The 22,837-nt window shown below is 67.7% G+C and carries 18 protein-coding genes and 1 tRNA gene; 14 read left to right on the top strand and 5 right to left on the bottom strand.

Annotated features, from left to right (window positions below):
- Positions 1-41 precede the first annotated feature (41 nt).
- Positions 42-1,925, top strand: coding sequence for an ABC transporter ATP-binding protein (locus ACFQQD_RS12930; protein WP_378089973.1), 1,884 nt, complete (start codon positions 42-44; stop codon positions 1,923-1,925).
- A gap of 30 nt (positions 1,926-1,955) precedes the next feature.
- Here the strand turns inward: ACFQQD_RS12930 and ACFQQD_RS12925 are convergent.
- A tRNA-Arg gene (locus ACFQQD_RS12925) sits at positions 1,956-2,029 on the bottom strand.
- A 48-nt stretch (positions 2,030-2,077) separates the two neighbouring features.
- Positions 2,078-2,791: a hypothetical protein gene (locus ACFQQD_RS12920; protein WP_378089971.1), complete on the bottom strand. Its 714-nt coding sequence runs from the start codon at positions 2,789-2,791 to the stop codon at positions 2,078-2,080.
- A gap of 113 nt (positions 2,792-2,904) precedes the next feature.
- On the opposite strand from ACFQQD_RS12920, the gene pcrA reads away from it, so the two are divergent.
- The 3 genes from pcrA (at position 2,905) to sucD (ending at position 7,767) form a co-directional block, all read left to right on the top strand.
- The gene (pcrA, locus tag ACFQQD_RS12915; RefSeq protein WP_378089969.1) at positions 2,905-5,442 is read left to right on the top strand and encodes a DNA helicase PcrA; all 2,538 of its coding nucleotides are present in this window, start codon (positions 2,905-2,907) and stop codon (positions 5,440-5,442) included.
- 215 nt (positions 5,443-5,657) lie between these two features.
- Positions 5,658-6,836 (top strand): ADP-forming succinate--CoA ligase subunit beta, encoded by a 1,179-nt coding sequence (sucC, locus tag ACFQQD_RS12910; RefSeq protein ID WP_378089967.1) that lies wholly within the window; start codon positions 5,658-5,660, stop codon positions 6,834-6,836.
- Positions 6,837-6,852: 16 nt separating this feature from the next.
- Entirely contained in the window at positions 6,853-7,767 is a 915-nt protein-coding gene (gene sucD / locus ACFQQD_RS12905) for a succinate--CoA ligase subunit alpha (protein ID WP_378089965.1), read from the top strand.
- A gap of 332 nt (positions 7,768-8,099) precedes the next feature.
- Here sucD and ACFQQD_RS12900 read toward each other — a convergent pair whose 3' ends face one another.
- Entirely contained in the window at positions 8,100-9,236 is a 1,137-nt protein-coding gene (locus tag ACFQQD_RS12900) for a VIT1/CCC1 transporter family protein (protein WP_378089963.1), read from the bottom strand.
- 75 nt (positions 9,237-9,311) lie between these two features.
- Here ACFQQD_RS12900 and ACFQQD_RS12895 point away from each other — a divergent pair, with 75 nt between their 5' ends.
- The 3 genes from ACFQQD_RS12895 to ACFQQD_RS12885 all read left to right on the top strand — a co-directional run bounded on the left by ACFQQD_RS12895 (position 9,312) and on the right by ACFQQD_RS12885 (position 11,830).
- The gene (locus ACFQQD_RS12895; RefSeq protein ID WP_378089961.1) at positions 9,312-9,710 is read left to right on the top strand and encodes a YidH family protein; all 399 of its coding nucleotides are present in this window, start codon (positions 9,312-9,314) and stop codon (positions 9,708-9,710) included.
- Positions 9,711-9,713: 3 nt separating this feature from the next.
- The gene (locus ACFQQD_RS12890; RefSeq protein WP_378089959.1) at positions 9,714-10,064 is read left to right on the top strand and encodes a DUF202 domain-containing protein; all 351 of its coding nucleotides are present in this window, start codon (positions 9,714-9,716) and stop codon (positions 10,062-10,064) included.
- Between the two features lie 194 nt (positions 10,065-10,258).
- Positions 10,259-11,830, top strand: coding sequence for a hypothetical protein (locus ACFQQD_RS12885; RefSeq protein ID WP_378089957.1), 1,572 nt, complete (start codon positions 10,259-10,261; stop codon positions 11,828-11,830).
- Here ACFQQD_RS12885 and ACFQQD_RS12880 read toward each other — a convergent pair.
- Positions 11,827-12,525 (bottom strand): helix-turn-helix domain-containing protein, encoded by a 699-nt coding sequence (locus ACFQQD_RS12880; protein ID WP_378089955.1) that lies wholly within the window; start codon positions 12,523-12,525, stop codon positions 11,827-11,829. The genes ACFQQD_RS12885 and ACFQQD_RS12880 overlap by 4 nt on opposite strands.
- Positions 12,526-12,647: 122 nt before the next feature.
- On the opposite strand from ACFQQD_RS12880, the gene ACFQQD_RS12875 reads away from it, so the two are divergent.
- The 5 genes from ACFQQD_RS12875 (at position 12,648) to ACFQQD_RS12855 (ending at position 19,814) form a co-directional block, all read left to right on the top strand.
- The gene (locus ACFQQD_RS12875) at positions 12,648-13,529 is read left to right on the top strand and encodes an urea amidolyase associated protein UAAP1 (protein WP_378089952.1); all 882 of its coding nucleotides are present in this window, start codon (positions 12,648-12,650) and stop codon (positions 13,527-13,529) included.
- Positions 13,530-13,570: 41 nt separating this feature from the next.
- Positions 13,571-14,293 (top strand): urea amidolyase associated protein UAAP2, encoded by a 723-nt coding sequence (locus ACFQQD_RS12870; protein ID WP_378089950.1) that lies wholly within the window; start codon positions 13,571-13,573, stop codon positions 14,291-14,293.
- 2 nt (positions 14,294-14,295) lie between these two features.
- The gene (uca, locus tag ACFQQD_RS12865) at positions 14,296-17,940 is read left to right on the top strand and encodes an urea carboxylase (RefSeq protein ID WP_378089948.1); all 3,645 of its coding nucleotides are present in this window, start codon (positions 14,296-14,298) and stop codon (positions 17,938-17,940) included.
- A 94-nt stretch (positions 17,941-18,034) separates the two neighbouring features.
- A complete protein-coding gene (atzF, locus tag ACFQQD_RS12860) occupies positions 18,035-19,360 on the top strand; it encodes an allophanate hydrolase (RefSeq protein ID WP_378089946.1) in 1,326 nt (441 codons plus the stop codon).
- 4 nt (positions 19,361-19,364) lie between these two features.
- Positions 19,365-19,814 (top strand): hypothetical protein, encoded by a 450-nt coding sequence (locus ACFQQD_RS12855; RefSeq protein ID WP_378089944.1) that lies wholly within the window; start codon positions 19,365-19,367, stop codon positions 19,812-19,814.
- A gap of 181 nt (positions 19,815-19,995) precedes the next feature.
- Here the strand turns inward: ACFQQD_RS12855 and ACFQQD_RS12850 are convergent, their stop codons facing one another.
- Entirely contained in the window at positions 19,996-20,934 is a 939-nt protein-coding gene (locus ACFQQD_RS12850) for an inositol monophosphatase family protein (protein ID WP_378089942.1), read from the bottom strand.
- Positions 20,935-21,037: 103 nt separating this feature from the next.
- Here ACFQQD_RS12850 and ACFQQD_RS12845 point away from each other — a divergent pair, with 103 nt between their 5' ends.
- Positions 21,038-22,255 (top strand): App1 family protein, encoded by a 1,218-nt coding sequence (locus ACFQQD_RS12845; protein ID WP_378089940.1) that lies wholly within the window; start codon positions 21,038-21,040, stop codon positions 22,253-22,255.
- Positions 22,242-22,817 carry an acyl-CoA thioesterase gene (locus ACFQQD_RS12840; protein WP_378089938.1) on the top strand — a complete coding sequence of 192 codons (576 nt, stop codon included), beginning with the start codon at positions 22,242-22,244 and terminating at the stop codon, positions 22,815-22,817. Before ACFQQD_RS12845 ends, ACFQQD_RS12840 begins: the two co-directional genes overlap by 14 nt.
- Positions 22,818-22,837 lie beyond the last annotated feature (20 nt).

Below are 22,837 nucleotides of genomic sequence, written 5' to 3'. Positions count from 1 at the left end.
GCTGGTGCGGTGACTGATTCCCGGCCTGGAGGCCCCACCCGATGAGCATGGAACGTGCGGCCATGATGGCCATGCGGCGGGCCAGTCACGGCGATCCCTCCACAAAGGAACGGCTGCGGCCCGGCACGATCAAGCGCACCCTCGCGTTTGTCGGGCGGTACAAGGGCAAGCTGATCTTCTACCTGGTGCTCTCCGTGGTGGGAGCCTTCCTGGGCGTGGCCTCGCCGATCCTCGCCGGTGACGTGGTGGACGCGATCGTCGGCAACGGTGAGGCCGCCCGCATCGTCCGCCTGGCGTTGCTCATCGGACTGGTGGCGGTCGCCGATGCCGTCCTGGCTGTGACCACCCGATGGCTGTCCTCGGAACTGGGGGAGCGGATCATCTTCGATCTGCGCACGGCGGTCTTCGATCACGTGCAGACCATGCCGATCGCGTTCTTCATGCGCACTCGGACCGGCGCCCTGGTCTCACGATTGAACAATGACGTCATCGGGGCGCAGACCGCGATCTCACGCACGCTCTCCGGCGTCGTGATGAACGTGGTGTCTCTGGTGCTGACGCTGATCGTGATGCTCTCCACGTCCTGGCAGGTCACTCTGGTGGCGCTGGTGCTGTTGCCGCTGTTCCTCATTCCGGCCCGCTTCATGGGCGGCAAGATCGCTGAACTCAGCCGCGATCAGGCCGAGAACAACGCGGCCATGGGCGATCAGATGACCGAGCGGTTCTCCGCCCCGGGGGCCACCCTCGTCAAACTCTTCGGCCACCCGCAACGTGAGTCGTCTGAGTTCGCCGGCCGGGCAGATCGGGTGCGGGCCACCGGCGTCGGGATCTCGGTTCGTCAGTCCGTCTTCATGACCGCGCTGACCCTGGTCTCGGCGTTGGCATTGGCGGCGGTCTACGGTGTCGGCGGACTGCAGGCCCTGGCCGGCAGCCTCGAGCCCGGCGACGTGGTGACCCTGGCGCTGCTGCTCACCCGGCTGTACGCGCCGCTGACGGGGCTGGCCAGCGCGCGCGTAGAGGTCATGGGCGCCCTAGTGTCCTTTGACCGGGTCTTCGAAGTGCTGGACCTCGAGCCGCTGATCAAAGAACAGCCCGACGCGCGGGCCATCCCCGCAGGGCCGGTCACCCTCGAGGTGGACGACGTCCGTTTCGCCTACCCGAGTGCCGATCAAGTCTCCTTGGCGTCGCTGGAGGAGGTCGCCGTCCTCGATCGGCGGGGAGGCAGCGAGGTACTGCACGGGGTGTCCTTCACCGTGGAGCCGGGCCAGACCTACGCCCTCGTGGGCACCTCCGGAGCCGGCAAGTCCACCATCGCCTCCTTGCTGGCCCGGTTGTACGACGTCGGCTCCGGCGCCATCCGCTATAACGGCGTCGACGTCAGGGAGACCACCTTCGCCTCCTTGCAGGAGACGGTGGGGATGGTGACGCAGGACGGGCATCTGTTCCACGACACTATCCGGGGCAACCTGACCCTGGCCCGTCCTGAGACCAGTGAGGAAGAGATATGGGACGCCGTGGACCGAGCCCGGTTGCGGGGCGTCGTGGAGAGCCTGCCGGACGGTCTGGACACCGTGGTGGGCGAACGCGGGTACCGGCTCTCCGGTGGTGAACGGCAGCGGATGACGATCGCCCGGCTGCTGTTGGCCGAGCCTCGAGTGGTCCTGCTCGATGAGGCCACTGCCGCACTGGACTCGACCTCCGAGAAGGCGGTGCAGGCGGCGCTGGCCGAAGCGCTCGAGGGGCGCACCGCCGTCGTGATCGCCCACCGGCTCTCCACGATCCGCTCGGCCGACCGGATCCTCGTGGTGGAAGGCGGTCGCGTGGTCGAGGAGGGACCACACGAGGCGCTGGTGGCGGCCGGGGGTCGCTACGCCGAGTTGTACCGGACTCAGTTCGATGATCCCTCGCCGAGTTCGGCCTGGTGAGGATCTGCTGGGCGGGCGGCCCTGAGTGGGTGCCCCCGGCCGGAATCGAACCGACGACCTGCCCTTTAGGAGAGGGCCGCTCTATCCTACTGAGCTACGGAGGCGAGGGACCGGTGCCCCGGTCACCCGAACATCTTACGCAAAGTTGGCGGTCAGCGCCGGTGGGCCCGGTTCTCGTTGGCTGACCGGCGAACCTTTCCTGCCAGCAGCAGCACCACCCACAGGGTGATCGCCACCAACAGGACCCAGCGAGCGGACGTGAACGCCGAGGCGAGCCCGGCCTGGTCACCTCCGGAGTTCAGAGCCGACTCGATGAGCAGATTCTCCACGATGTCGACCCCGGCGAACACGGCGGCGGCAGCGTAGCTCAGCCATCGGCCCGCACCGCGGGGCAGGCACCACGCGGCGACGGCAGACGCGGAGACGAACACGGCCAGTGGAAAGATCACGCCGGCCGTCTTGTGCACCCAGTTCAGCTGACCGTGTGCCCGGCTGTCCATGGCGGCATTGAGCTCGGCCAGCTCGGTGGCGCCATAGGAGAACCGGTGGTCGGGCATGGGCAACCCGCCCGAGAGCGCCGACATCTCCGGGAGCGCCACGATGTGCAGGTAGAAGAACATGAAGGCGGTGGTGACGAGCAGTGCCGCAATGAGAATCCCCGGATTGCCCTGTTGCTGACCGGACGCCTCAAGGTCCTGCTTCGCCTGGGATACCGAGAGGGCAGGACGCTTGGTGGGGCGCTTTGCAGGGCGCTGGTCGGGGCGCGACGCGGGCGCAGCGCCGGAACCCTTCGACGTCGGGCTCTTCTGGCCGGACGCTGCCGGGCGCTTCCTCGGGGACTTCTTCTGCGACTTCTTCTGGGACACCGGAACCTCCACCGTCCATTATCCCAGCCGGAAGGACAGGCGATGGACAGGGCGACAGCGGGGCTGTGGACGAGGCCGTTCGTGTCCGCGGTGGTCGATAGACTTGATGAACCATGCCCCAGAACTTCCAGACTTCTCTGCCCGGACTCCTGACCTCCCGACCCTCCGCTTCCGTCGCCGTTGACCCGGAGACCGACCCGGAGGCTCTTGTCGCCGGCATGGGAGCCCCCGGGCGGAGTCCGATGGCCCATGAGTTGCTGACGGGCCTCAATGATCAGCAGCGCCAGGCTGTGGAGCACACCGGAGGCCCGCTGCTCATCGTGGCTGGCGCCGGTTCCGGCAAGACACGAGTACTGACCCACCGGATCGCCTACGCCCTGGCCACCGGCCGCGCCCGGCCTCATGAGGTCCTGGCCATCACCTTCACGAACAAGGCCGCCGCGGAGATGCGGGAACGGATTGGAGCGCTCGTCGGGCCGGCGGCCCAGAAGATGTGGATCTCCACGTTCCACTCGTCGTGCGTGCGGATCCTGCGACGTGAGGCCACCACGGTCGGGTTGAAGTCCAACTTCTCCATCTATGACTCCGCAGACTCCTTACGGTTAGTCACGTCCATCGCCAAGGCGCACGAATTGGACCCCAAGCGGTTCGCGCCCAAGGCGATCCTGAACAAGATCAGCGCCCTGAAGAACGAGCTGGTGGACGCCGAGGAGCATGCCGCGAGTGTCTCGTCGTCCGAGCCGTTCGCTCAGGCGGTCTCCTCCGTGTACCTGGACTACACGCAGCGTCTGCGCCAGGCCAACGCCATGGACTTCGACGATCTCATCGGCATGACGGTGAACATGTTCGAGGCTTTCCCTGCCGTGTTGGACAACTACCGCCGGCGCTTCCGGCATGTGTTGGTGGACGAGTATCAGGACACCAACCACGCCCAGTACCGCCTGGTCCGCCTGCTCACCGGGCCCGCGCAGGATCCCGAGGGCGTGGAGACCGACGGGGGAGAGCTGACCGTGGTCGGCGACTCTGATCAATCGATCTACGCGTTCCGCGGCGCGGACATCCGCAACATCGTGGAATTCGAGCAGGATTACCCGCAGGCCACCACCATCAAGCTCGAGCAGAACTACCGCTCCACGCAGACGATCCTGGACGCCGCCAATGCGGTGATCTCCAAGAACCCGCAGCGCAAACTCAAGAACCTGTGGACGGCCGAGGGCAGCGGCGAGAAGATCGTCGGCTACGCCGCGGAGAACGAATCCGCTGAGGCCGAATGGATCGCCACCACCATTGACCGCCTCCAGGACGAGGAGGACATCCGCCCCTCGGACGTGGCCGTGTTCTACCGGACCAACGCCCAGTCGCGGTCACTGGAGGAACGCCTGGTCACCAAGGGCATTCCGTACCGGGTCATCGGCGGCACACGGTTCTACGACCGCAAGGAGATCAAGGACGCCCTGGCGTACCTGCGCGTGCTGGAGAACCCCGACGACGACGTCAACCTCCGCCGGATCCTCAACGAGCCCAAGCGCGGCATCGGCGACCGCGCGGAGGGCGCCGTCGCCGCACTGCAGCAGCGCCAGCGCTCCACCTTCTTCGAGGCCCTGCGCCATGCCGAAGACGCCCCGGCGATGGCCACCCGCTCGCTGAAATCCATCCAGGCCTTCGTGCAGATGATGGACGATCTCGCGCAGGTGGCCAGCACCTCGAGGACCGCCACCGTGCTGGAGGCCGTCCTGGAGCAGACCGGCATGCTGGCCGCGCTGCGTGCCTCCGAGGACCTGCAGGACGAGTCCCGCGCAGACAACCTCGGCGAACTGGTGGCCGTGGTCCGCGAGTTCGAGAAGAACAATCCCGAGGGCACCTTGGGCGACTTCCTGGAACAGGTGGCCCTGGTGGCCGACGCCGATCAGCTGCCCGACGCCTCGGACACCGAAGGTGCCGAACTGGCCGAGCACCTGGGCCAGGTCACGCTGATGACCCTGCACACCGCCAAGGGCCTGGAGTTCCCCGTGGTGTTCCTGACCGGCATGGAACACGGGGTGTTCCCGCACTCGCGTTCCATGACGGATGAGAAAGAGCTCTCCGAGGAGCGCCGGCTGGCCTACGTCGGACTGACCCGGGCACGGAAGCGACTGTTTGTCTCCCGCTCGGAGGCACGGTCACTGTGGGGGCAGCATCAGTTCAATCCGCCGAGCCAGTTCCTGAGCGAGATCCCCGAGACGCTCCTGGTCTGGGAACGGGAGGGCTCCACCCGGTCGATGGGATTCGGCGGCGGAATGTCGAACGGATGGGGAGGCGGGTCCATCGGAGGCCACGGTGGGTCAGGAGGATCCCGGTATCCCCAGCGCTTCTCCGGTTCCCACTGGGGTGCCGGAACATCATCCGGCAACCGGCCGGCCCGCGCGTCGGGCTCCTATGCCGACGACGCCGAACTGACGGTGCCGCGGCGCGGCGCTGCTCCGAGCCGGGTCCAGCCCAACCGGGAGATCGTCTCGCTGAACCCCGGTGACCAGGTCGAACACCAGAGTTTCGGCCGGGGAACCGTCCTGACTCTGGAAGGCCAGGGGGATAAGACCGTGGCCAAAGTCGATTTCGGCGGGACCGAGAAGAGATTGCTGCTGCGGTACGCGCCGTTGACCCGTGTGGAGTAACCGCCCTGCGGAATAACTCTGGGAGCGCAGGGTGGACTAGGGTATGGGATGGAATGCCCGGGGGATCCCCGGACTTCCGGCCGGCTTCCGCCGTGCCGGACACACATCGGTCTACGCCAGTAGTGGAAACTCATGGCGCCACAGGGCGATGTTGTGCCTGATGCCGCTTGCGGAATTCGACCGTCCCCGTTTTCGACGTAGAAGGACTGCAACCCGTGGACCTGTATGAATACCAGGCGCGCGATCTGTTCGAGGCACACGGTGTTCCCGTGCTGGCCGGCATCGTGGCGCAGACTCCGGAAGAGGCCAAAGCGGCCGCTGAGAAGATCGGCGGCGTCACCGTCGTCAAGGCCCAGGTGAAAGTCGGAGGCCGAGGCAAGGCCGGCGGCGTGAAGGTCGCCAAGACCGCCGATGAGGCCTTCCGGTATGCCGAGGAGATCCTGGGCATGGACATCAAGGGCCACACCGTCCACCAGGTCATGATCGCCCAGGGCGCCGACATCGCCGAGGAGTACTACTTCTCCGTGCTCCTGGACCGTTCCAACCGCACCTACCTGGCCATGTGCTCGGTCGAAGGCGGCGTGGAGATCGAACAGCTCGCCGTCGAGCGTCCCGAGGCTCTGGCCCGGATCCCCGTCTCCGCGCTGACCGGAATTGACGCCGAGACTGCCGAGAAGATCGTGGCCGAGGCCAATTTCCCGGAAGAGCTGCGCAGCAAGGTCGCTGACGTCATCGTCAAGCTGTGGGACGTCTTCGAAAAGGAAGACGCCACCCTGGTCGAGGTCAACCCCATGGTGAAGACCGGCGACGGCGAGATCCTCGCCCTCGACGGCAAGGTCACCCTGGACGAGAACGCAGAGTTCCGTCAGGAGGGCCACGCTGCGCTGGTCGACAAGCGCACCGAAGACCCGCTGGAGGCCAAGGCCAAGGCGAACGACCTGAACTACGTCAAGCTGGACGGCCAAGTCGGCATCATCGGCAACGGCGCCGGGCTGGTCATGTCCACGCTGGACGTCGTCGCCTACGCCGGCGAGAAGCACAACAACGTCAAGCCGGCCAACTTCCTGGACATCGGCGGTGGCGCCTCGGCCGAGGTCATGGCCAACGGCCTGGACGTCATCCTCAACGATGATCAGGTCGAGAGCGTGTTCGTCAACGTCTTCGGTGGCATCACCTCCTGCGACGCGGTGGCCAACGGCATCGTCAAGGCCCTGGAGATCATCGGCGACGCCGCCACCAAGCCCCTCGTGGTGCGCCTGGACGGCAACAACGTCGAGGAAGGCCGTCGGATTCTCTCCGAGGCCAACCACCCTCTCGTCACCCTCGCCACCACCATGGACGAAGGCGCCGACAAGGCCGCAGAACTCGCCAACACCGCGCAGGCCGGAAAGTAAGGACGGACACCACACCATGTCGATCTACCTGAACAAGGATTCCAAGGTCATCGTCCAGGGCATCACCGGCGGCGAAGGCTCCAAGCACACCGCCCTGATGCTCAAGGCCGGCACCAACATCGTCGGTGGCGTCAACGCTCGCAAGGCCGGCACCACCGTGACCCACCAGGACCAGTCCGGCAACGACGTCGAACTGCCCGTCTTTGGAACCGTGGCCGAGGCCATGGAGAAGACCGGAGCCGACGTCTCCGTGGTCTTCGTGCCGCCGAAGTTCGCCAAGGACGCCGCCATCGAGGCTGTTGAGGCCGGTATGCCCCTGCTGGTGGTCATCACCGAGGGCATCCCCGTCCAGGACACCGCCGAGTTCTACGCGCTCGCGGAGTCCCGCACGGATGCCGACGGCAAGCCGACAACCCGGATCATCGGCCCGAACTGCCCCGGCGTCATCACCCCCGGCGAGGCCCTGGCCGGCATCACCCCGGCCAACATCACCGACAAGGGCCCGATCGGACTGGTCTCCAAGTCCGGCACCCTGACTTACCAGATGATGTACGAGCTGCGGGACCTGGGCTTCTCCACGGCCATCGGCATCGGCGGCGACCCGGTCATCGGCACCACGCACATCGATGCGCTGGCTGCTTTTGAGGCCGACCCGGAGACCCAGGCCATCGTGATGATCGGCGAAATCGGCGGCGACGCCGAGGAACGTGCCGCCGACTTCATCAAGGACAACGTCACCAAGCCGGTCGTCGGCTACGTGGCCGGCTTCACCGCACCGGAGGGCAAGACCATGGGCCACGCCGGCGCCATCGTCTCCGGTTCCTCCGGCACGGCTGATGCGAAGAAGGAAGCCCTCGAGGCCGCTGGCGTCAAGGTGGGCAAGACCCCGTCCGAGACCGCTCAGCTGATGCGCGAGCTGCTCCAGGGCTGATCAACCGGATACTCTCGGCCTGACCGGCCTGGAGATATCGAAGTACAACGACGTCGGCCCCCTCCCCAACGGGAGGGGGCCGACGTCGTGGTTTCAGTAGCAGAGCGGCTGCTACTGGTGGTCGTCAGACCTGATCGGAGGATCTCCTCAGAGAGCCGAAACGATCCAGATGATCAGCGCAATGGCTGCCAAAATCCCAACGATGGTCCACACAAGATTGCTTCCACGCATGGTGCATCCTCCGATTCGTGTCGATTACGGCCCCCTAGTATGCGCACATCAGGCGCCCGTTTTCCAGTTTGGGCGTTTCCCCCCCCTAGGACCGTCAGATCCTAAGCCAGGTTGGTGCCGAACAACAGGCCCAACATATACGTCACTGCTGCCGCGCCGAAGCCGATGAACAGTTGGCGGAGTCCGCGCCGCAGCGGTGAGCCACCGGAGAGCAGACCGACCACCCCACCGGTGGACAGCAGCGCCACGCCCACCAGGGCGGCCGAGAGCACGACGGCGGCGAGCCCTTCCATGCCGAACAGGTAGGGAAGGACCGGGATGATGGCGCCGGAGGCGAAGAAGCAGAAGCTCGACAATCCCGCCGTCCACGCACTGCCGATCGCCTGGTGGCTCTCCGAGTGGTCCACGGGGCCCTGTGAACCGTCGGGGTGGGCCGAGTAGGACGGGTCGCAGTCGCAGGTGAAGTAACCCAGTCGTTCCTGGGCGCGGTGAACGGCGTCCGCCTCACTCATGCCGCGGGCGCGATACACCAGGACCAGTTCGTTCTGATCCAAGTCCAGGTGCTCAGCGGCCTCCAGGGTGATCTGGGTGGGCGTGGACGCCTCCAGGAGCTCGCGCTGAGAGCGCACGGAGACGAACTCCCCGGCGGCCATGGACAATGCTCCGGCCAAGAGCCCGGCGATGCCGGTGAAGAGGACGACCTCGTTGCTGACGCCCGTGGCGCCGATCCCCATCACGAGGGCGAGGTTGGATACCAGCCCGTCGTTGGCACCGAAGACCGCGGCGCGGAAACTCCCGGCCAACTGCTCCCGGCCACGGGAGGCCAGCCCGCGGACGACCTCCTCATGGATCGCTTCGTCGGCGACCATGGCAGGCGTGGCGTGCTTGTCCTGGGCATAAGGAGAATCCGATTCGGCCCGTTGGGCCAAGGCGAGCACGAACACGGAGCCGAAGACGCGTGCCAACCACCTCAACAGGATCCGGTGCGGTGACGGACGGGGTGGATCCTGCGCATGCTCGCCGAGCAGCATCCGCCAATGGTCCTCGTGCCGCTTCTCCGCCGCCGCCAGCTCCAGCAGGATGTCGCGTTCCGGACTCTCCCGCCGATCGGCGATGACTCGGTAGATCTCGCCCTCGGCCATCTCGTCTGCCAAGTAGCGGCGCCAACGGCGAATCTGATCCCGGGTCGGACCGGTGCTCTGGTCCCCGGGGTGTGACGACGTCGGTGAAGCGGACATCGGGGGGTGAGACTCCATCTCATCGGGAGGGTTACAGACCGATCTGCCGGTCCCATCCAGTCTACGCTGGGATTCATGACGACTAGTGAGCCGAACGAGCCCGTTGCCCGCGGTCGGGTGGCCGGCCGAGTGCTCGACGGCGGCCGGGAGCCGGACCCGCGCTTCACGCTCGCCAACGAACGGACTTTTCTGGCCTGGATCCGCACCTCGCTGGCCCTGATCGCCGGTGGGATCGCCGTCGAGGCGTTCACCAGTTCAGTCTTCGATGCCTTGACCCGCACTGTCCTCGGGGCGCTCCTGCTGTTCATGGCAGCCCTGCTGGCGATCACCGCCGGCTTCCGCTGGGTGCGCGTCGAGCGGGCGATGCGCCACGGACGGCCGCTCCCGCTGCCGGTGCTGGTCCCGGTACTCGCCACGGCCGGGGCCGCCTCCGCCGTCGTGCTGTTGGTGTTCTTGCTCCTCCGGCCGGCCTGAGAGATGCGCCGGCCTCTGAACCGGTCGTTTGCCACGACCCTGCACCAGGACCCCGGGTTGCAGCCCGAGCGCACCGTCATGAGCTGGGACCGGACCCTGCTCGCCCTGTTCGTGGTCGCCGCGCTGTTCTTGCGCTGGTACGCCACCGTGGGACTGGGCGCGCTGGCGCCCGCCATGCTGTGCGGGGCGGCTGCGCTGTTGATCCATCTCACGCAGCGACGCCGCTATGCACTCCAGGCCACCGGCATCGCCCGGGAACGGGTGGAAGCGGACGTGTTCGCCGTGCTCTGGATGGTCGCGCTCGTGGTGCTCCTGGCGGTGCTGGGCATCGCCGCGATGGTCTGGGCTTTCTGACCACGACTGGCCGAGGATTAGCCCAGGACCGGCTGTGAAGTAGTCGATCTCCAGATTTGACGCCCCAGAAACAGGGCGGACACATCCACCCACTTGACTCTTATCGTTCGCTTGATCGAAAAGGAGAGCCGAGTGGAGTCGATGCACCGACCCGTGACCGAGACGACCAACCCGCCGTCGGTGGGAGGCCAGTCATGATCGGCGCCAGCATTCTGGTCACCGTCGCCGTCCTGCTCGTACTGGGGTTCTGGTCTGCCCGGCGGGTGCGGGGCAAGGCCGGAAACTTCACCCTCGCGGGGCGGACGCTCACGGCACCGATCGTCGCCATCCTGCTGATGTCTCAGGTCATCGACTCGAATGCCACCGTCGGGGCCGCGGATCTCTCCGGCGGCTTCGGATTCTGGGCCGGCGCCGCGATGCCCATCGGCTTGGCGCTGAGCATGCTGCTGCTCGGACTCTTCGTCGCCAAGAAGGTCCGGGCCATGGAGCTGTCCTCCCTGCCCTCGTACTTCCTGCAACGGTTCGGGCGCTCCGGTGAACTGCTGTGCTCGGTGTTGGCGATCGTCTGCTTCGGCATCCTGATGGCCGGCAACCTCGTCGCACTCGGGCTGCTGATGGAGTACTTCGCCGGGGTGCCGTACTGGCTCTCGGTCATCATCGTGGCCGGAGTGGCCCTGGTGTACACGCTGGTGGGAGGCATGTTCGCCTCGGTGTACACGGGAGTGTTCCTGATGGGGGTCATGACCGTCGGCTTCGTCGGGCTGTCCCTGTGGATGTTCATGGGTCCGGGCTACTCGGCGCCCGAGGGCCTGGGAGTGCTCGACTTCGAGCAACTGACGCAGTCTTCGGCCGGTTCCGTGATCAACTGGGCCACCATCTTCGCTCTCGGGTTGGGCAACCTCGTGGCCATCGACGTCTTCCAGCGCATCTCCTCGTCGCGGAGCCCGGGCGGAGCCAGGGCCGCGGGTGTCTTGGCCGCCGTCGGGACGGTGGTGCTGTGTGTGCCTTTGGCAGCGGTCGCCGTCACGGGTGCCGACATGCTCGGAGACTTCGAGGGGCCGCTGCTCTACGGTCTGCTCACCGGCCCGGTGCCGCAGCCGATCGCCATCACCGTCATCGCCGCCTTGGTGGCGGCGTCCCTGACGACGGTCAGCGGGATCTTCCTGGCCTCGTCCTCGATCATCGTGACGAACATCTTCACCGGAGCCCGGGCGACCGCCATGATCTCCCGGACGGGTCTGCTGAGCGCCTCGCGCTACGCCATGGTGCCGGTCGCGGTGATCGGCATCATCGTGGCACTGCGCGTCAACCACACGGGAATCCTGCTGACCCTGGCCTTCGACCTGTTGTGTGCCAGCCTGGTGGCGCCGTTCCTGTTCTCGCTCTGGACGCGGATGGCCAGCACTCGAGCACTGATGATCTCCACGGTTCTGGGTCTGGGACTGCGCATGGTGTTCTTCGTGCTCACGCCGACCATCTACGGCGTGGACAACACCCTGCTCTACCTGCCCAACGATCTGATCGGCGTGGAATGGGACGGCTGGTCGACCTTCATGGCGGCGGCTGTGTCGGCGGTCGCCTACCTGGCGATCGGTATGGCCGGTCATCGCAGGCGCCCGGACGGTTTCCCGGCGACGTCGGCCACCTCGGCTCGGAGCCCGGAGGTGGCGGCGACTCCGGTGTCTGCGCCGGCGCCGGAACCTGTGACGGACCCCGCGCCTGATCCTGTGCCGGCGTCTGTGCCGGCGTCCTCGTCGTCGCGTTAACCGCTCACAGCGACTGAATCACTTCGCTCCGCCTGCAGGTGCTGGACCAGCTCCAGTGCCTGCAGGCGGTTCTGCTCGGTCACCTTGCGGCCCGCTCCCACGAGGTAGAGGGCGTCGTCGGCAATGCGTTCGGCCGCGTCCTCGGGCAGAGGACGGGTGCGTTGCCGCAGGACGATGACGTTCTCGGCGAGTCCCATCACGATCGCCCCGGTGAAGGACGCGTCGAGGTGGTGATCCAGCTGCCCCGTGGTCTCATCGACCAACCGGGCATAGACCGTTTCCAGGGCGTCGCGATCGGCGTGGAACTCCTGAAAGGCCGGTGCGCGCAGCTCCGGGCAGAAGTACAGCGCTCCGAGGTTCTGGGGGTCGTCGATCAGCAACCGGGTGTCGGCGAAGCACAGTGCCCAGAGCTTGACGTGTGGAGGCGCGTCGACGGTGGCCAGCAGCTCGGCGAAGCGGCGCGACGGACGCACCGTCAGCAGCACCAGCCGGAGCAGGATGTCTTCTTTCGAGGCGAAGTAGTGGTACACGCTGGCCTGCTGCAGGCCGGCACGCTCTGCCACAGCGCGAGTACTGGTCGCGCTGAATCCGTGCTGGACGAACAGCTCGCCGGCGGCGTGCAGAATGTCCTGTTCGGCGCCGAGCCCCGTGGGGGAGGAGGGGTTCCTGCGCGGCCGGCCACGGGGTTTCGTCATGACTCGAACCTACCAAGAGGCTCTCGGGTTCATCTGACCGAAACAGTCGTCACACGTCGCCGAAACGCCCATCTGGTGTTCTTTCTGTCAGCCGATAGAAAACCACTCCGAAGGAGCCGGTCATGACCACTGCCACCAGTCAGCCCACTGTCTCAACCAGCTCGTCCAGCCCGTCCACCACGGCGACCACGGCCGGTGCCCGTGAGCACGCTCGCGCCCAGGAGGGCACCGTCGTCGAGTCCATGCCCCGGGTGCCGGCCACCGATCTCCCGCAGCCGCCCGCCGGGGTGGCGCCGGCCGACGTCGTCTGGGCCGAACGTGTGGCCGGTGGCAACTACACCCACCGGGTCCTTGACCGGGGCGTCACCGTCAGGCTCACCGATGTTGCCGGTGATGCCTGCGCCTCGGTGCTGCTGTACAACACCACCGAGCCCTGGGAACGGCTCAACGTCGCCGACACCATGAAGATCCAGTGGCAGGTCTACAGCAGCGCGGGTCAGGTGCTGCTGTCCGACCAGGGCCGGGCGATGGCCACCGTGCTCGAGGACACCTCCGGACATCATGACGGGCTGTACGGGCCCAGCCCCCTGGCGCGCAATGAGGAGCGCTACGGGGCCGGCCAGATCCACGGTCCCAGCCCCGCGGGCCGGGAACTGCTGGTGGTCGCCGGAGCCAAGCACGGACTGCAGCGCCGTGACATTCCGGCCGCGCTGTCCTTCTTCCGAGGCGTGAACATCGACGACGGCGGCCACCCGGAGTTCACCGGCTCGGCTGGAGCCGGCGGCAGCGTCGCCTTCGTGACGGAGATGCCCTGTACGTTGCTCGTCGCCAATGCGGCCCACCCACTGGATCCGCGCGAGGAGTACACCTGCACGGAGCTCGACGTCGTCGCCTGGCGTTCCGGTGATGCGGTTCAGGATCCGGCCGCGATGGACCAGGCGCCCGAACGTCGCCGCGCGTATCTCAACACCGCCGAGTACCTGCGCTCCCGCGGCTTGGCCTGAAAACTCACGAAACCTCAGACGTATTGATGGAGAGACATCCGATGAGCACCATGACCGACCCCGCCAGCACCACTTCCGCCCCTTCCGCCTCCGTCGCTTCTGCCCCCTTCACAGCCGAGCCGGCCGTGCTGGGCACGGAGCTGCGGCGCGAACCCGTGGCACCCCGCGCTCCCTGGTCCGCCCGCATCCCGGCCGGCCAGGTACTGACGATCGTGGACCTGGACGGCAACCAGGCCGTCGACTTCCTGGCCTACGACGCCGAGGACACCGCCCGCGCTTATAGCGTCCAGGCCACCCTCCAGGGGCAGGACAGCGTCTACCTCACCGCGGGCTCGGTGTTGCGCACCCATGAGTACGATCCGCTGATGACGGTCGTCGCGACGGACGTCGAGCGCCACGACACCCTCGGCGGCGCCTGCTCCAAGGAGTCGAACACCCTGCGGTACGGCCACCACACGTGGTCACAGCACGGATGCGCCGACAACTTCCTCGCCGAGCTCTCCAAGTACGGTATGGGCAAGAGGGACCAGGTCTCGAACGTCAACTGGTTCATGAACGTACCCGTGGACCCGGACGGAGCCCTGGGCATCGTCGACGGGATCTCCGCCCCGGGACTCTCCGTGAGCCTGCGGGCCGAGCGCGACACCCTGGTGATCGTGTCCAACTGCCCCCAGATCAACAATCCCTGCAACGGCTTCAATCCCTCCCGCACCGAGATGATCATCTCCGCCGGCGCCACCGACACACAGAAGCAAGAGGGCTGAGCATGATCGCTTTCGACACCGTGCTGATCGCCAACCGCGGCGAGATCGCCGTCCGCCTCATCCGCTCCGTCCAGGCACTGGGCCTGCGGGCCGTGGCCGTGTACTCGGATGCCGACCGCGGTTCACGCCACGTATTGCTGGCCGACGAGGCCGTGCACCTCGGCCCCGCGGCCGCCGCCGAGAGTTACCTCGACGTGGACCGGATTCTCGAGGCCGCCCGCCAAACGAAGGCGGGGGCGATCCACCCCGGATACGGCTTCCTCTCCGAGAACCCCGAGTTCGCCGAAAAGTGTGAGGCCGCTGGGATGGAGTTCATCGGCCCCAGACCGGAGCACTTGCGAGTGTTCGGCACCAAGCACACCGCCAGGGATGCCGCCGTCGCCGCCGGGGTTCCGCTGTTGCCGGGGACCGGACTGCTGGACTCGGTGGAGGAGGCCGTCTCCCAGGCCGACGCCATCGGCTGGCCGGTCATGCTCAAGGCCACGGCCGGTGGCGGCGGGATCGGCATGCAGGAGTGCCGTACCCCGGACGAACTGCGCCGTGCGTGGGACGGCGTGCTCCGGGTGGCCGGGGCCAACTTCTCTTCCGCCGGGGTCTTCCTCGAACGGCTGGTCGAGAAGGCCCGCCACGTGGAGGTGCAGGTGTTCGGCGACGGTCTCGGCGCCGTGCGTGTCCTCGGCGACCGCGACTGCACTCTGCAGCGCCGCCACCAGAAGGTCATCGAGGAGGCGCCCGCGCCCGGCCTCCCGGACACCGTCCGCGAGCGCATGCACGAATCCGCCCGCGCACTGTGCGCCTCGGTGAACTACCGGTCTGCCGGCACCGTGGAGTTCATCTACGACCCTGTCCGCGAAGACGTGGCCTTCTTGGAGGTCAACACCCGGCTGCAGGTGGAGCACCCCGTCACCGAGGCCGTGTACGGGGTGGACCTCGTGGAGTGGATGGTCCGGCTGGCCGGCGGCGACCGGCAGATGATGGAGGCGGCCCTGGTCCCGAGCGGAGCGGCCGTCGAGGCCCGCGTCTACGCCGAGAACACGGACCTGGACAACGTCCCCAGCTCCGGAACGGTGACCGGGCTGGTGGAGCCGGACGGGATCCGGATCGACTCCTGGATTGAGGCCGGCACCGAGGTCAGCGCCCACTACGACCCGCTGCTGAGCAAGTTCATCGCCCGCGGAGACGATCGCGACCAGGCCTGGGCCGCGCTCGCCGGCGCGCTCGAAGAGGCCCGCGTCTACGGCGTGGCCACGAACCTGGGCCTGCTGCGCACCATCACCGCGCTTCCGGCCGTGGCCGCCGTCGAGCATTCCACGGCCACGCTGGACGGCGTCCGCAGCGCCGCACCCCGGATGGAGGTGCTGAAGTCCGGGATCATGACCACCATCCAGGACCGTCCGGGACGGGTCGGCTACTGGCCCGTGGGGATCCCGCCGTCGGGTCCCATGGACGAGCTGTCCTTCCAGCTGGGAAATGAGGCCTTGGGCAATCACGAGCATGCCGCCGGGCTGGAGATCACCGCCAGTGGTCCCACGCTGCGTTTCCACACCGCCAGCCGGGTCATGGTCACCGGTGCCCAGGCCGAAGTTCTCGTCAACGATCGGCCGGCCGAGCCCTGGACCGTGCTGCAGCTGCAGGGCGGGGATGTACTGAGCATCGGCCGGGCCGCGGAGGGGATGCGGTCCTACCTCGTGGTCGAGGGCGGGCTGGACGTCCCGCTGGTGATGGGCTCGGCCGCCACCTTCGTGCAGGGAGAGATCGGCGGGGCCACCGGCCGCGCCTTGGCCACCGGCGACATCCTCGGCCTGAACACGCCAGAGGTGCCGCACCAGGTGGCCGATGTCCCGGAGAGCGAGCGCCCCCAGCTGGGGACGACGTGGCAGATCGGTGTGCTGGAGGGTCCGCACGCCGCTCCCGAGTTCTTCACCGAGGCCGGCATGGAGGAGTTCTACGCCGTCGACTGGGAAGTCCACTTCAACTCCGACCGGACGGGGGTGCGACTGATCGGCCCCAAGCCGCAGTGGGCCCGGCGCGACGGCGGCGAAGCCGGTCTGCATCCCTCCAACATCCACGACACCCCGTATGCCGTCGGCGCCGTCGACTACACGGGTGACATGCCGATCCTGCTGGGCCCGGATGGTCCGAGCCTGGGCGGATTCACCTGTCCCGCGACCGTGGCCGAGGGCCAGAAGTGGAAGCTCGGCCAGCTCAGCGCCGGCGACCGCGTGCGCTTCGTCCCGATTACGCAGGCCCAAGCGGCGGACCTGCGCGCCGATCCCCGCGGGCAGGTCGTGGCCGATCGGGACGCCGTGGTCGACGGCGGCATCGTCACCTCCGTGCCCGCCGCCGAGGGCCGTCCGGAGATGACCGTGCGCCGCAGCGGTGACTCCAATGTGCTCGTCGAGTACGGCGAGATGACGCTGGACATCGCCTCCCGGATGCGGATCGAGGCGCTGCGCCGCGGACTGCAGGAGAAGATCGACGCCGGCACGCTGGCCGGCGTGCTGGAGATGACCCCGGGCATCCGTTCCCTGCAGGTGCACCTGGACCCGGACGTGCTCGGCCTCGATGAGGCGTTGGACCACGTGCTCGAGACCGACGCGCAACTGCCGGCGACGCAGGATCTGACGCTGCCCAGCCGCACCGTTCACCTTCCGCTCTCCTGGGATGACCCCTCCACGCGAGAGGCCATCCGCCGGTATGAGAAGGGCGTGCGGGACGACGCTCCGTGGTGTCCCTGGAACATCGAGTTCATCCGCCGGATCAACGGACTGGACTCGGTGGAGGACGTCCGCTCGGTGCTGTTCGACGCCGAGTACCTGGTCCTGGGACTGGGAGACGTGTACTTGGGCGCCCCGGTCTCCACGCCGGTCGACCCGCGCCACCGGTTGGTGACCACGAAATACAACCCGGCCCGGACCTGGACGCCGCAGAACGCCGTCGGGATCGGTGGGGCGTACTTGTGCATCTACGGGATGGAGGGCCCGGGCGGTTATCAGTTCGTCGGCCGGACCACCCAGGTGTGGTCCACGCACCGCCAGCGTGGTCCCTTCGAGGAGGGGACGCCGTGGCTGTTGCGCTTCTTCGACAGGATCAAGTGGTACCCCGTCTCCACCGAGGAGCTGGACACCATGCGGGCTGACATGGCCGCCGGTCGACTGCCTCTGCAGATCGAGGACGGTGAGTTCTCGATGGCGGACTACGAACGGTTCCTCGCGGAGAACCAGGACAGCATCGACTCGTTCAAGGACCGTCAGCAGATCGCCTTCGACGCCGAACGTCAGGCCTGGGAGGACGCCGGCGAGTTCGAACGAGCCGCCTCCGTCGAGGCGCTGCCACCGGCTGAGGACACGGCAGTGGAGATCCCGGAGGGCTGCGAGGGCATGGAGGCCCCATTCGCCGCCAACGTGGTCCGCGTGGAGGTGGAGGTCGGGGATCGGGTCAGCGCCGGGCAGACCCTGATGGCGGTCGAGGCGATGAAGATGGAGGCCCCCGTGCAGGCCGCCAGTGACGGCGTCGTCGAACGCGTGGTGGTGGAGCCAGGGGCGCAGGTGGCACCGGGAGCGGTGCTGGTGGTGCTGCGGACGGCCCCCGCAGAGTCGGACCAGCCGGAGCCCGTTGGCGGGATGCCCGCCGGGGCAACCGTCTGAACGCCGATGAACGCCGAATTCAACCGCAGTCACGGAGCAGAACCACAGCTTCACAGATTCCACAGCCGCACAGATTCACCGAGGAGACAACGCGATGACGAGCACCGCACCTGAGACGAGCACCGCACTGGACACCACCACCGCACACGAACTGGTGGAGAGCCGCTTCCGGCGACTGGCGGAGGCGGACCGTCCGGAGGTCTGGATCGGACTGCGACCGCAGCAGGACGTGACCGAGGAGGTGGCCGCGGCGCTGGCCGAGCGGGAGGCCGGCGAGTACCGGCCCCTGGCGGGAACCCTCTTTGCGGTGAAGAACAACATCGACGTCGCCGGACTGAGTACCACCGCCGCCTGCCCGGCTTTCGGGTACACGCCCGAACGTGACGCCCCGGTGGTCAGCCGGCTGCGGGCCGCCGGAGCGGTGGTGCTGGGCAGCACCAATCTGGACCAGTTCGCCACCGGGCTGGTCGGAACCCGCAGCCCCCACGGCGCCGTCCGCCATGCCGAGGATCCGACGCGGATCTCGGGCGGGTCCAGCAGTGGATCGGCCGTCGCCGTGGCCCTGGGCCTGGTGGACTTCGCCCTCGGCACTGACACGGCCGGTTCAGGCCGGGTGCCGGCGGCCCTGCACGGTCTGTACGGCGTCAAGCCGACCAAGGGACTGGTGCCCACCACCGGCATCGTTCCGGCCTGCCGGTCCCAGGACGTGGTGACCACCATGGCGCGGGACCTGCACCTGGCCCGGCTCGCGTTCGATCTCATGACCGGGCCCGACGACGGCGACCCCGGTTCCCGTCAGGCCGCACCAATGCGTCCGGCCGGCCTGGACCGGGTGGTGGGCTACGTCCATCCCGTGCAGCTCGGGGAGCTGGCCCCCGGGTGGGCGGAGGCCTACGACCAGGCCATCGCCTCCTTCGAACAGCGCGGATTCCGCACCGTGCCCGTCGACGTGGAGCCATTCCTGGCCGCGGCCTCGTTGCTCTATGACGGCGCTTTTGTGGCCGAGCGGTACACGGCGGTCGGGGAGTTCGTGGAGGCCCATCCCGATGACGTGGACCCGGTGGTCGCCGGGATCATCACCGCTGCCGCCAGCATTCCCGCCCACCGGGTGTTCGCTGACCTGGAGTTTGTGGCCGGCTGCACCCGGACCGCTCGCACCGTCTTCCGTGAGATCGATGCCTTGGTCTTACCGACCACCACGTTCCATCCGACTCTGGCCGAGGTGGCGGCGGACCCGGTGCGGACCAACAGCCGGTTGGGCCGTTTCACGAACTTCGTGAACCTGCTGGATCTGAGCGCGCTGGCCGTTCCGGCGGGGCGAGTGGACGGTCTGCCGTTCGGCATTCAGCTGATCGGTGACGTCTTTGAGGATGCTCGCTTGGTCGACGCCGCCCGGGAGGGCGGATTCGGTGGCTGCTGACGGGATGGCAAACGCAGGGACGGCCGCAGGGACGACCGAGGCTGCGTCGGACGCAGGCGAACTGTTGCTGGTCGTGGCCGGCGCCCATCTGCGCGGCCAGCCGCTCAACGGTCAGTTGCTGGAGCTGTCCGCCCGATTCGTCGAGGAGACCCGTACCGCCGAGCAGTACCGGCTGTTCGCCCTGGCCACGGATCCGCCCAAGCCCGGCGTCGTCCGCACTCCGGACGGCGGCGCCGCGCTGGACGTCGAGATCTGGGCGCTGACCCCCGCGGCGTTCGGGAGGTTCGTGGCTGGACTGCCCGCTCCCATGTGCATCGGAACGGTCGCGCTCGCCGAGGGCCGCGCGGTCCCCGGGTTCCTGGTGGAGCCGTACGCCGTGGAGGGTGCCGAGGACATCACTCATCACGGTGGATGGCGGGCCTACCGCAAGGCCCTGTCGGCAGAACGCGCCTGAGCCTCACACTTTCGCGAACACGCACGTGAGCCTCACGCACTCGACCCCCGGCGAAAGCGTCAGCTGCCGGGGGTCGAGTGGAGTGGTGAGGCGTCCGGCTGCTAGTCAAAGTGCACGGGATGCTCACCAAAGATCTGATGTTTTCTGTTGCTCAGAATTGTGTGCCTTCGACGGGCCGGGGTCAAGAGTCGGGTTTCCCGCGATAGCCGGCGGCACGGCGGGCGGTGACCAGCTCTTCCACCACGCGCACCGCCGTCGGGGCTCTGCGTCCCGGTGCCACCGCCACATAGCACGGTGCCAGGTGAGGTTCGCGCCGCTCGGGGCCGTCGGTGTCATAGAACCGCGAGAGGTATTGGCCGCCGGCGCGGCGGACCAGGAGTTGGCCCACGCCCACGTCCCAGGGATGAGTGTCCACCCCGAGGGTCACGTCCGCCCAGCCGATGGCCGTATAGGCGAGTTCGAGGGCGCCGGAGACAGTGCGGCGGACCGTGGCGTAGCTGTCCACAAGCCGGGCGAATCGCTCCAGGGCCTTCGGCCCATCCACGTCGAGCGCCTCGGCCGAGGGATAGGAGGTCACGAGGTTCATCGTGCTCTCCTCGAGCGCCGCTGATTCGGCTGCGATTGATCCCGGGTCCGCGCGGAGGCCGGGAGCCGTCCGGCCGAAGCGTTCACCGTTGAGGTAGGCGCCGGCGTCGTCCACGGAGAATTCCAGCCCGTTCACCGGATCCAGCACGACGCCGGCCACCACCACGCCGTGGACGGCCGCCGCGATGGAGATGGAGAACATCGCGAAACCGTGGGCGAAGTTCGCGGTGCCGTCGATGGGGTCGACGATCCACTCGAGTTCGGCTTCCGGGCCGTCCGTGTCTGCGCCACTGCGGGAACCGCCCTCCTCACCGATGAAGCTGCTCCCCGGAACGGCCGCGAGGAGCAACCGCATCAGCTCATTCTCGGTGGCTCGGTCGTGCACGGTGACCAGATCGTGGGTATTGCGCTTGGTCGTGAGGTTGAGGTCAGTCGGAGTGGAGCGGAACGCTCGGGTCAGTCGGGGAGAACAGGCGACGGCGGACTCGATGGCGATGCGGCGCAACTCACCGGGCTCTGGCACGGGACTTGGCATGCCGCCAGCCTATCGGCCGCCGTCGCGTGTCAGGGCGGATAACAGATGAACGTCATCGGACCAGCGGTGAACCATCCCGGCGGTGTGGTGAATACTGTGGGGTATGGCCGAACGGAATCCCGACACCGACGCTGACGCCGTGGAAACCCCGCCATCCCCACTGATCGAAGACCGGGAAACCTTCGTCACCGAACATGTCGCGACGCTGTTGCAGGACCGCTGGCACGCCTTCCGGCGGAAGGTCTCCATCCGACGCGGTCACATGCCCACCGTGATGTCCTTCACCGGCTACGGCACGACCCGCTGGGTCCGGCTGTTCTCTCGAGTGGTGATGGCTCCGGGTGAGGCCTTCGAAGACGGCCGGCGGCTGGCCCGGATGGTCGAGGACGGAGTGCGCGGCTGGCACAACTTCACGTCCCCGCCCGTGCCTTATGCGCTCGTGGAGGTGACCGCGGGGGGCCAGACATTTGGCGTCCGGGCGGATCGTGGGGGAGTGGTGGACGCCGTCGTCGAGGTGGAACTGGAACCCGGCTGGCGGACCGTGACCCTGCAGGCCAGCGGAAGTGAGCCGGCCACCGCGGACATCTACGTGGTCGAGGATGACGTGGCCACGGGTGTGGTGTCCGACGTCGACGACACCGTGGTGGTCACGTACCTGCCGCGTCCGCTGCTCGCCGCCTGGAACTCCTTCGTCCTGGATGAGCATGCCCGCACCCCGACGCCAGGGATGTCCGTATTGCTGCACCGGATTCTGGATCAGCAACCGTCCTCCCCGGTGATCTACCTCTCGACCGGCGCCTGGAATGTGGCGCAGACGCTCTCCCGTTTTCTGTCTCGGAACCTGTACCCCTTCGGTCCACTGCTGTTGACGAGTTGGGGGCCGACGGAGGACCGGTGGTTCCGTTCCGGCAAGGAGCACAAAGTGGCCCAGCTGGACCGATTGGCCCGGGAGTTCACCGGCATCAAATGGCTGTTGATCGGGGACGACGGTCAGCACGATCCGGAGATCTACGCGGATTTCGCGCGCCGTCATCCGGACAAGGTACGGGCCATCGTCATCCGCCAGCTGACGCCGTCCCAGGCGGTGCTCGCCGGTGGTCGCGCCACTGATCCGCGAGACACCACTCCCGGAGTGCCGTGGTGCTACGGGCCGGATGGCGCCCTGTTGTCCCGGCAACTCGAGGACCTGGGAATCCTGGACTCGGAGCGCTCCGCCGCCCAGCCGCAGACCTGGCCCCGCAACGCCCAACTGCTCGGCGCGTGGCCGGGGGCGGAGCCGGGGGCCGCCCCCGAAGAGAGGGGTGACGATGACTCTCTCTGACGACGCTGGACGCGGCGGTACAGCGCGGGACCTCACCGGCCAGGTATCTCAGCGGCCCGACGGCGGCGTCGGCGTCCGCGTGGAGATTCCCCTGCGGTGGGGAGACATGGACGCCTATGGGCACATCAATAATGTCCGGGTGGCCGCTCTTCTGGAGGAGGCGCGCATCCACGCCTTCGGTGTCCCAGGCGGCACGGGGGCCGATGGGCTTCCGGCGCCGGTGTCTTTGCTGGACGCCGTCCCGGACACGGTGCAGGTGTTGATCGCCGAGCACCGGATCCGGTACCGGCGCCCACTGGAGTACCGCACGGTCCCGGCCGAGGTGTGGGTGTGGATCGACGCCGTCAAAGCCGCCTCGATCGAGGTCGCTTACTCTGTGCGGGACGGATGGGACGGCACCGAATGCGTCACCGCCGCCACCACCATGGTGTTCGTGGACGCCGCCACCGGTCGGCCCGCCCGACTCACCGAGGCCCAGAAGTCCACCCTGAACTCCCTCACCTCCCCCACCCCCGCGTCTGACGGTCGAAAGTGCCCCAACACGCCCGGGAATTCGACGTAAATCGGGGCACTTTTGACCGC

The sequence above is a fragment of the Citricoccus sp. GCM10030269 genome (assembly GCF_042665635.1).
Lineage (GTDB): Bacteria > Actinomycetota > Actinomycetes > Actinomycetales > Micrococcaceae > Citricoccus.
The sequence above is the reverse complement of the archived record's forward strand: the minus strand, read 5'-3'. Positions and strand labels throughout refer to the sequence as shown.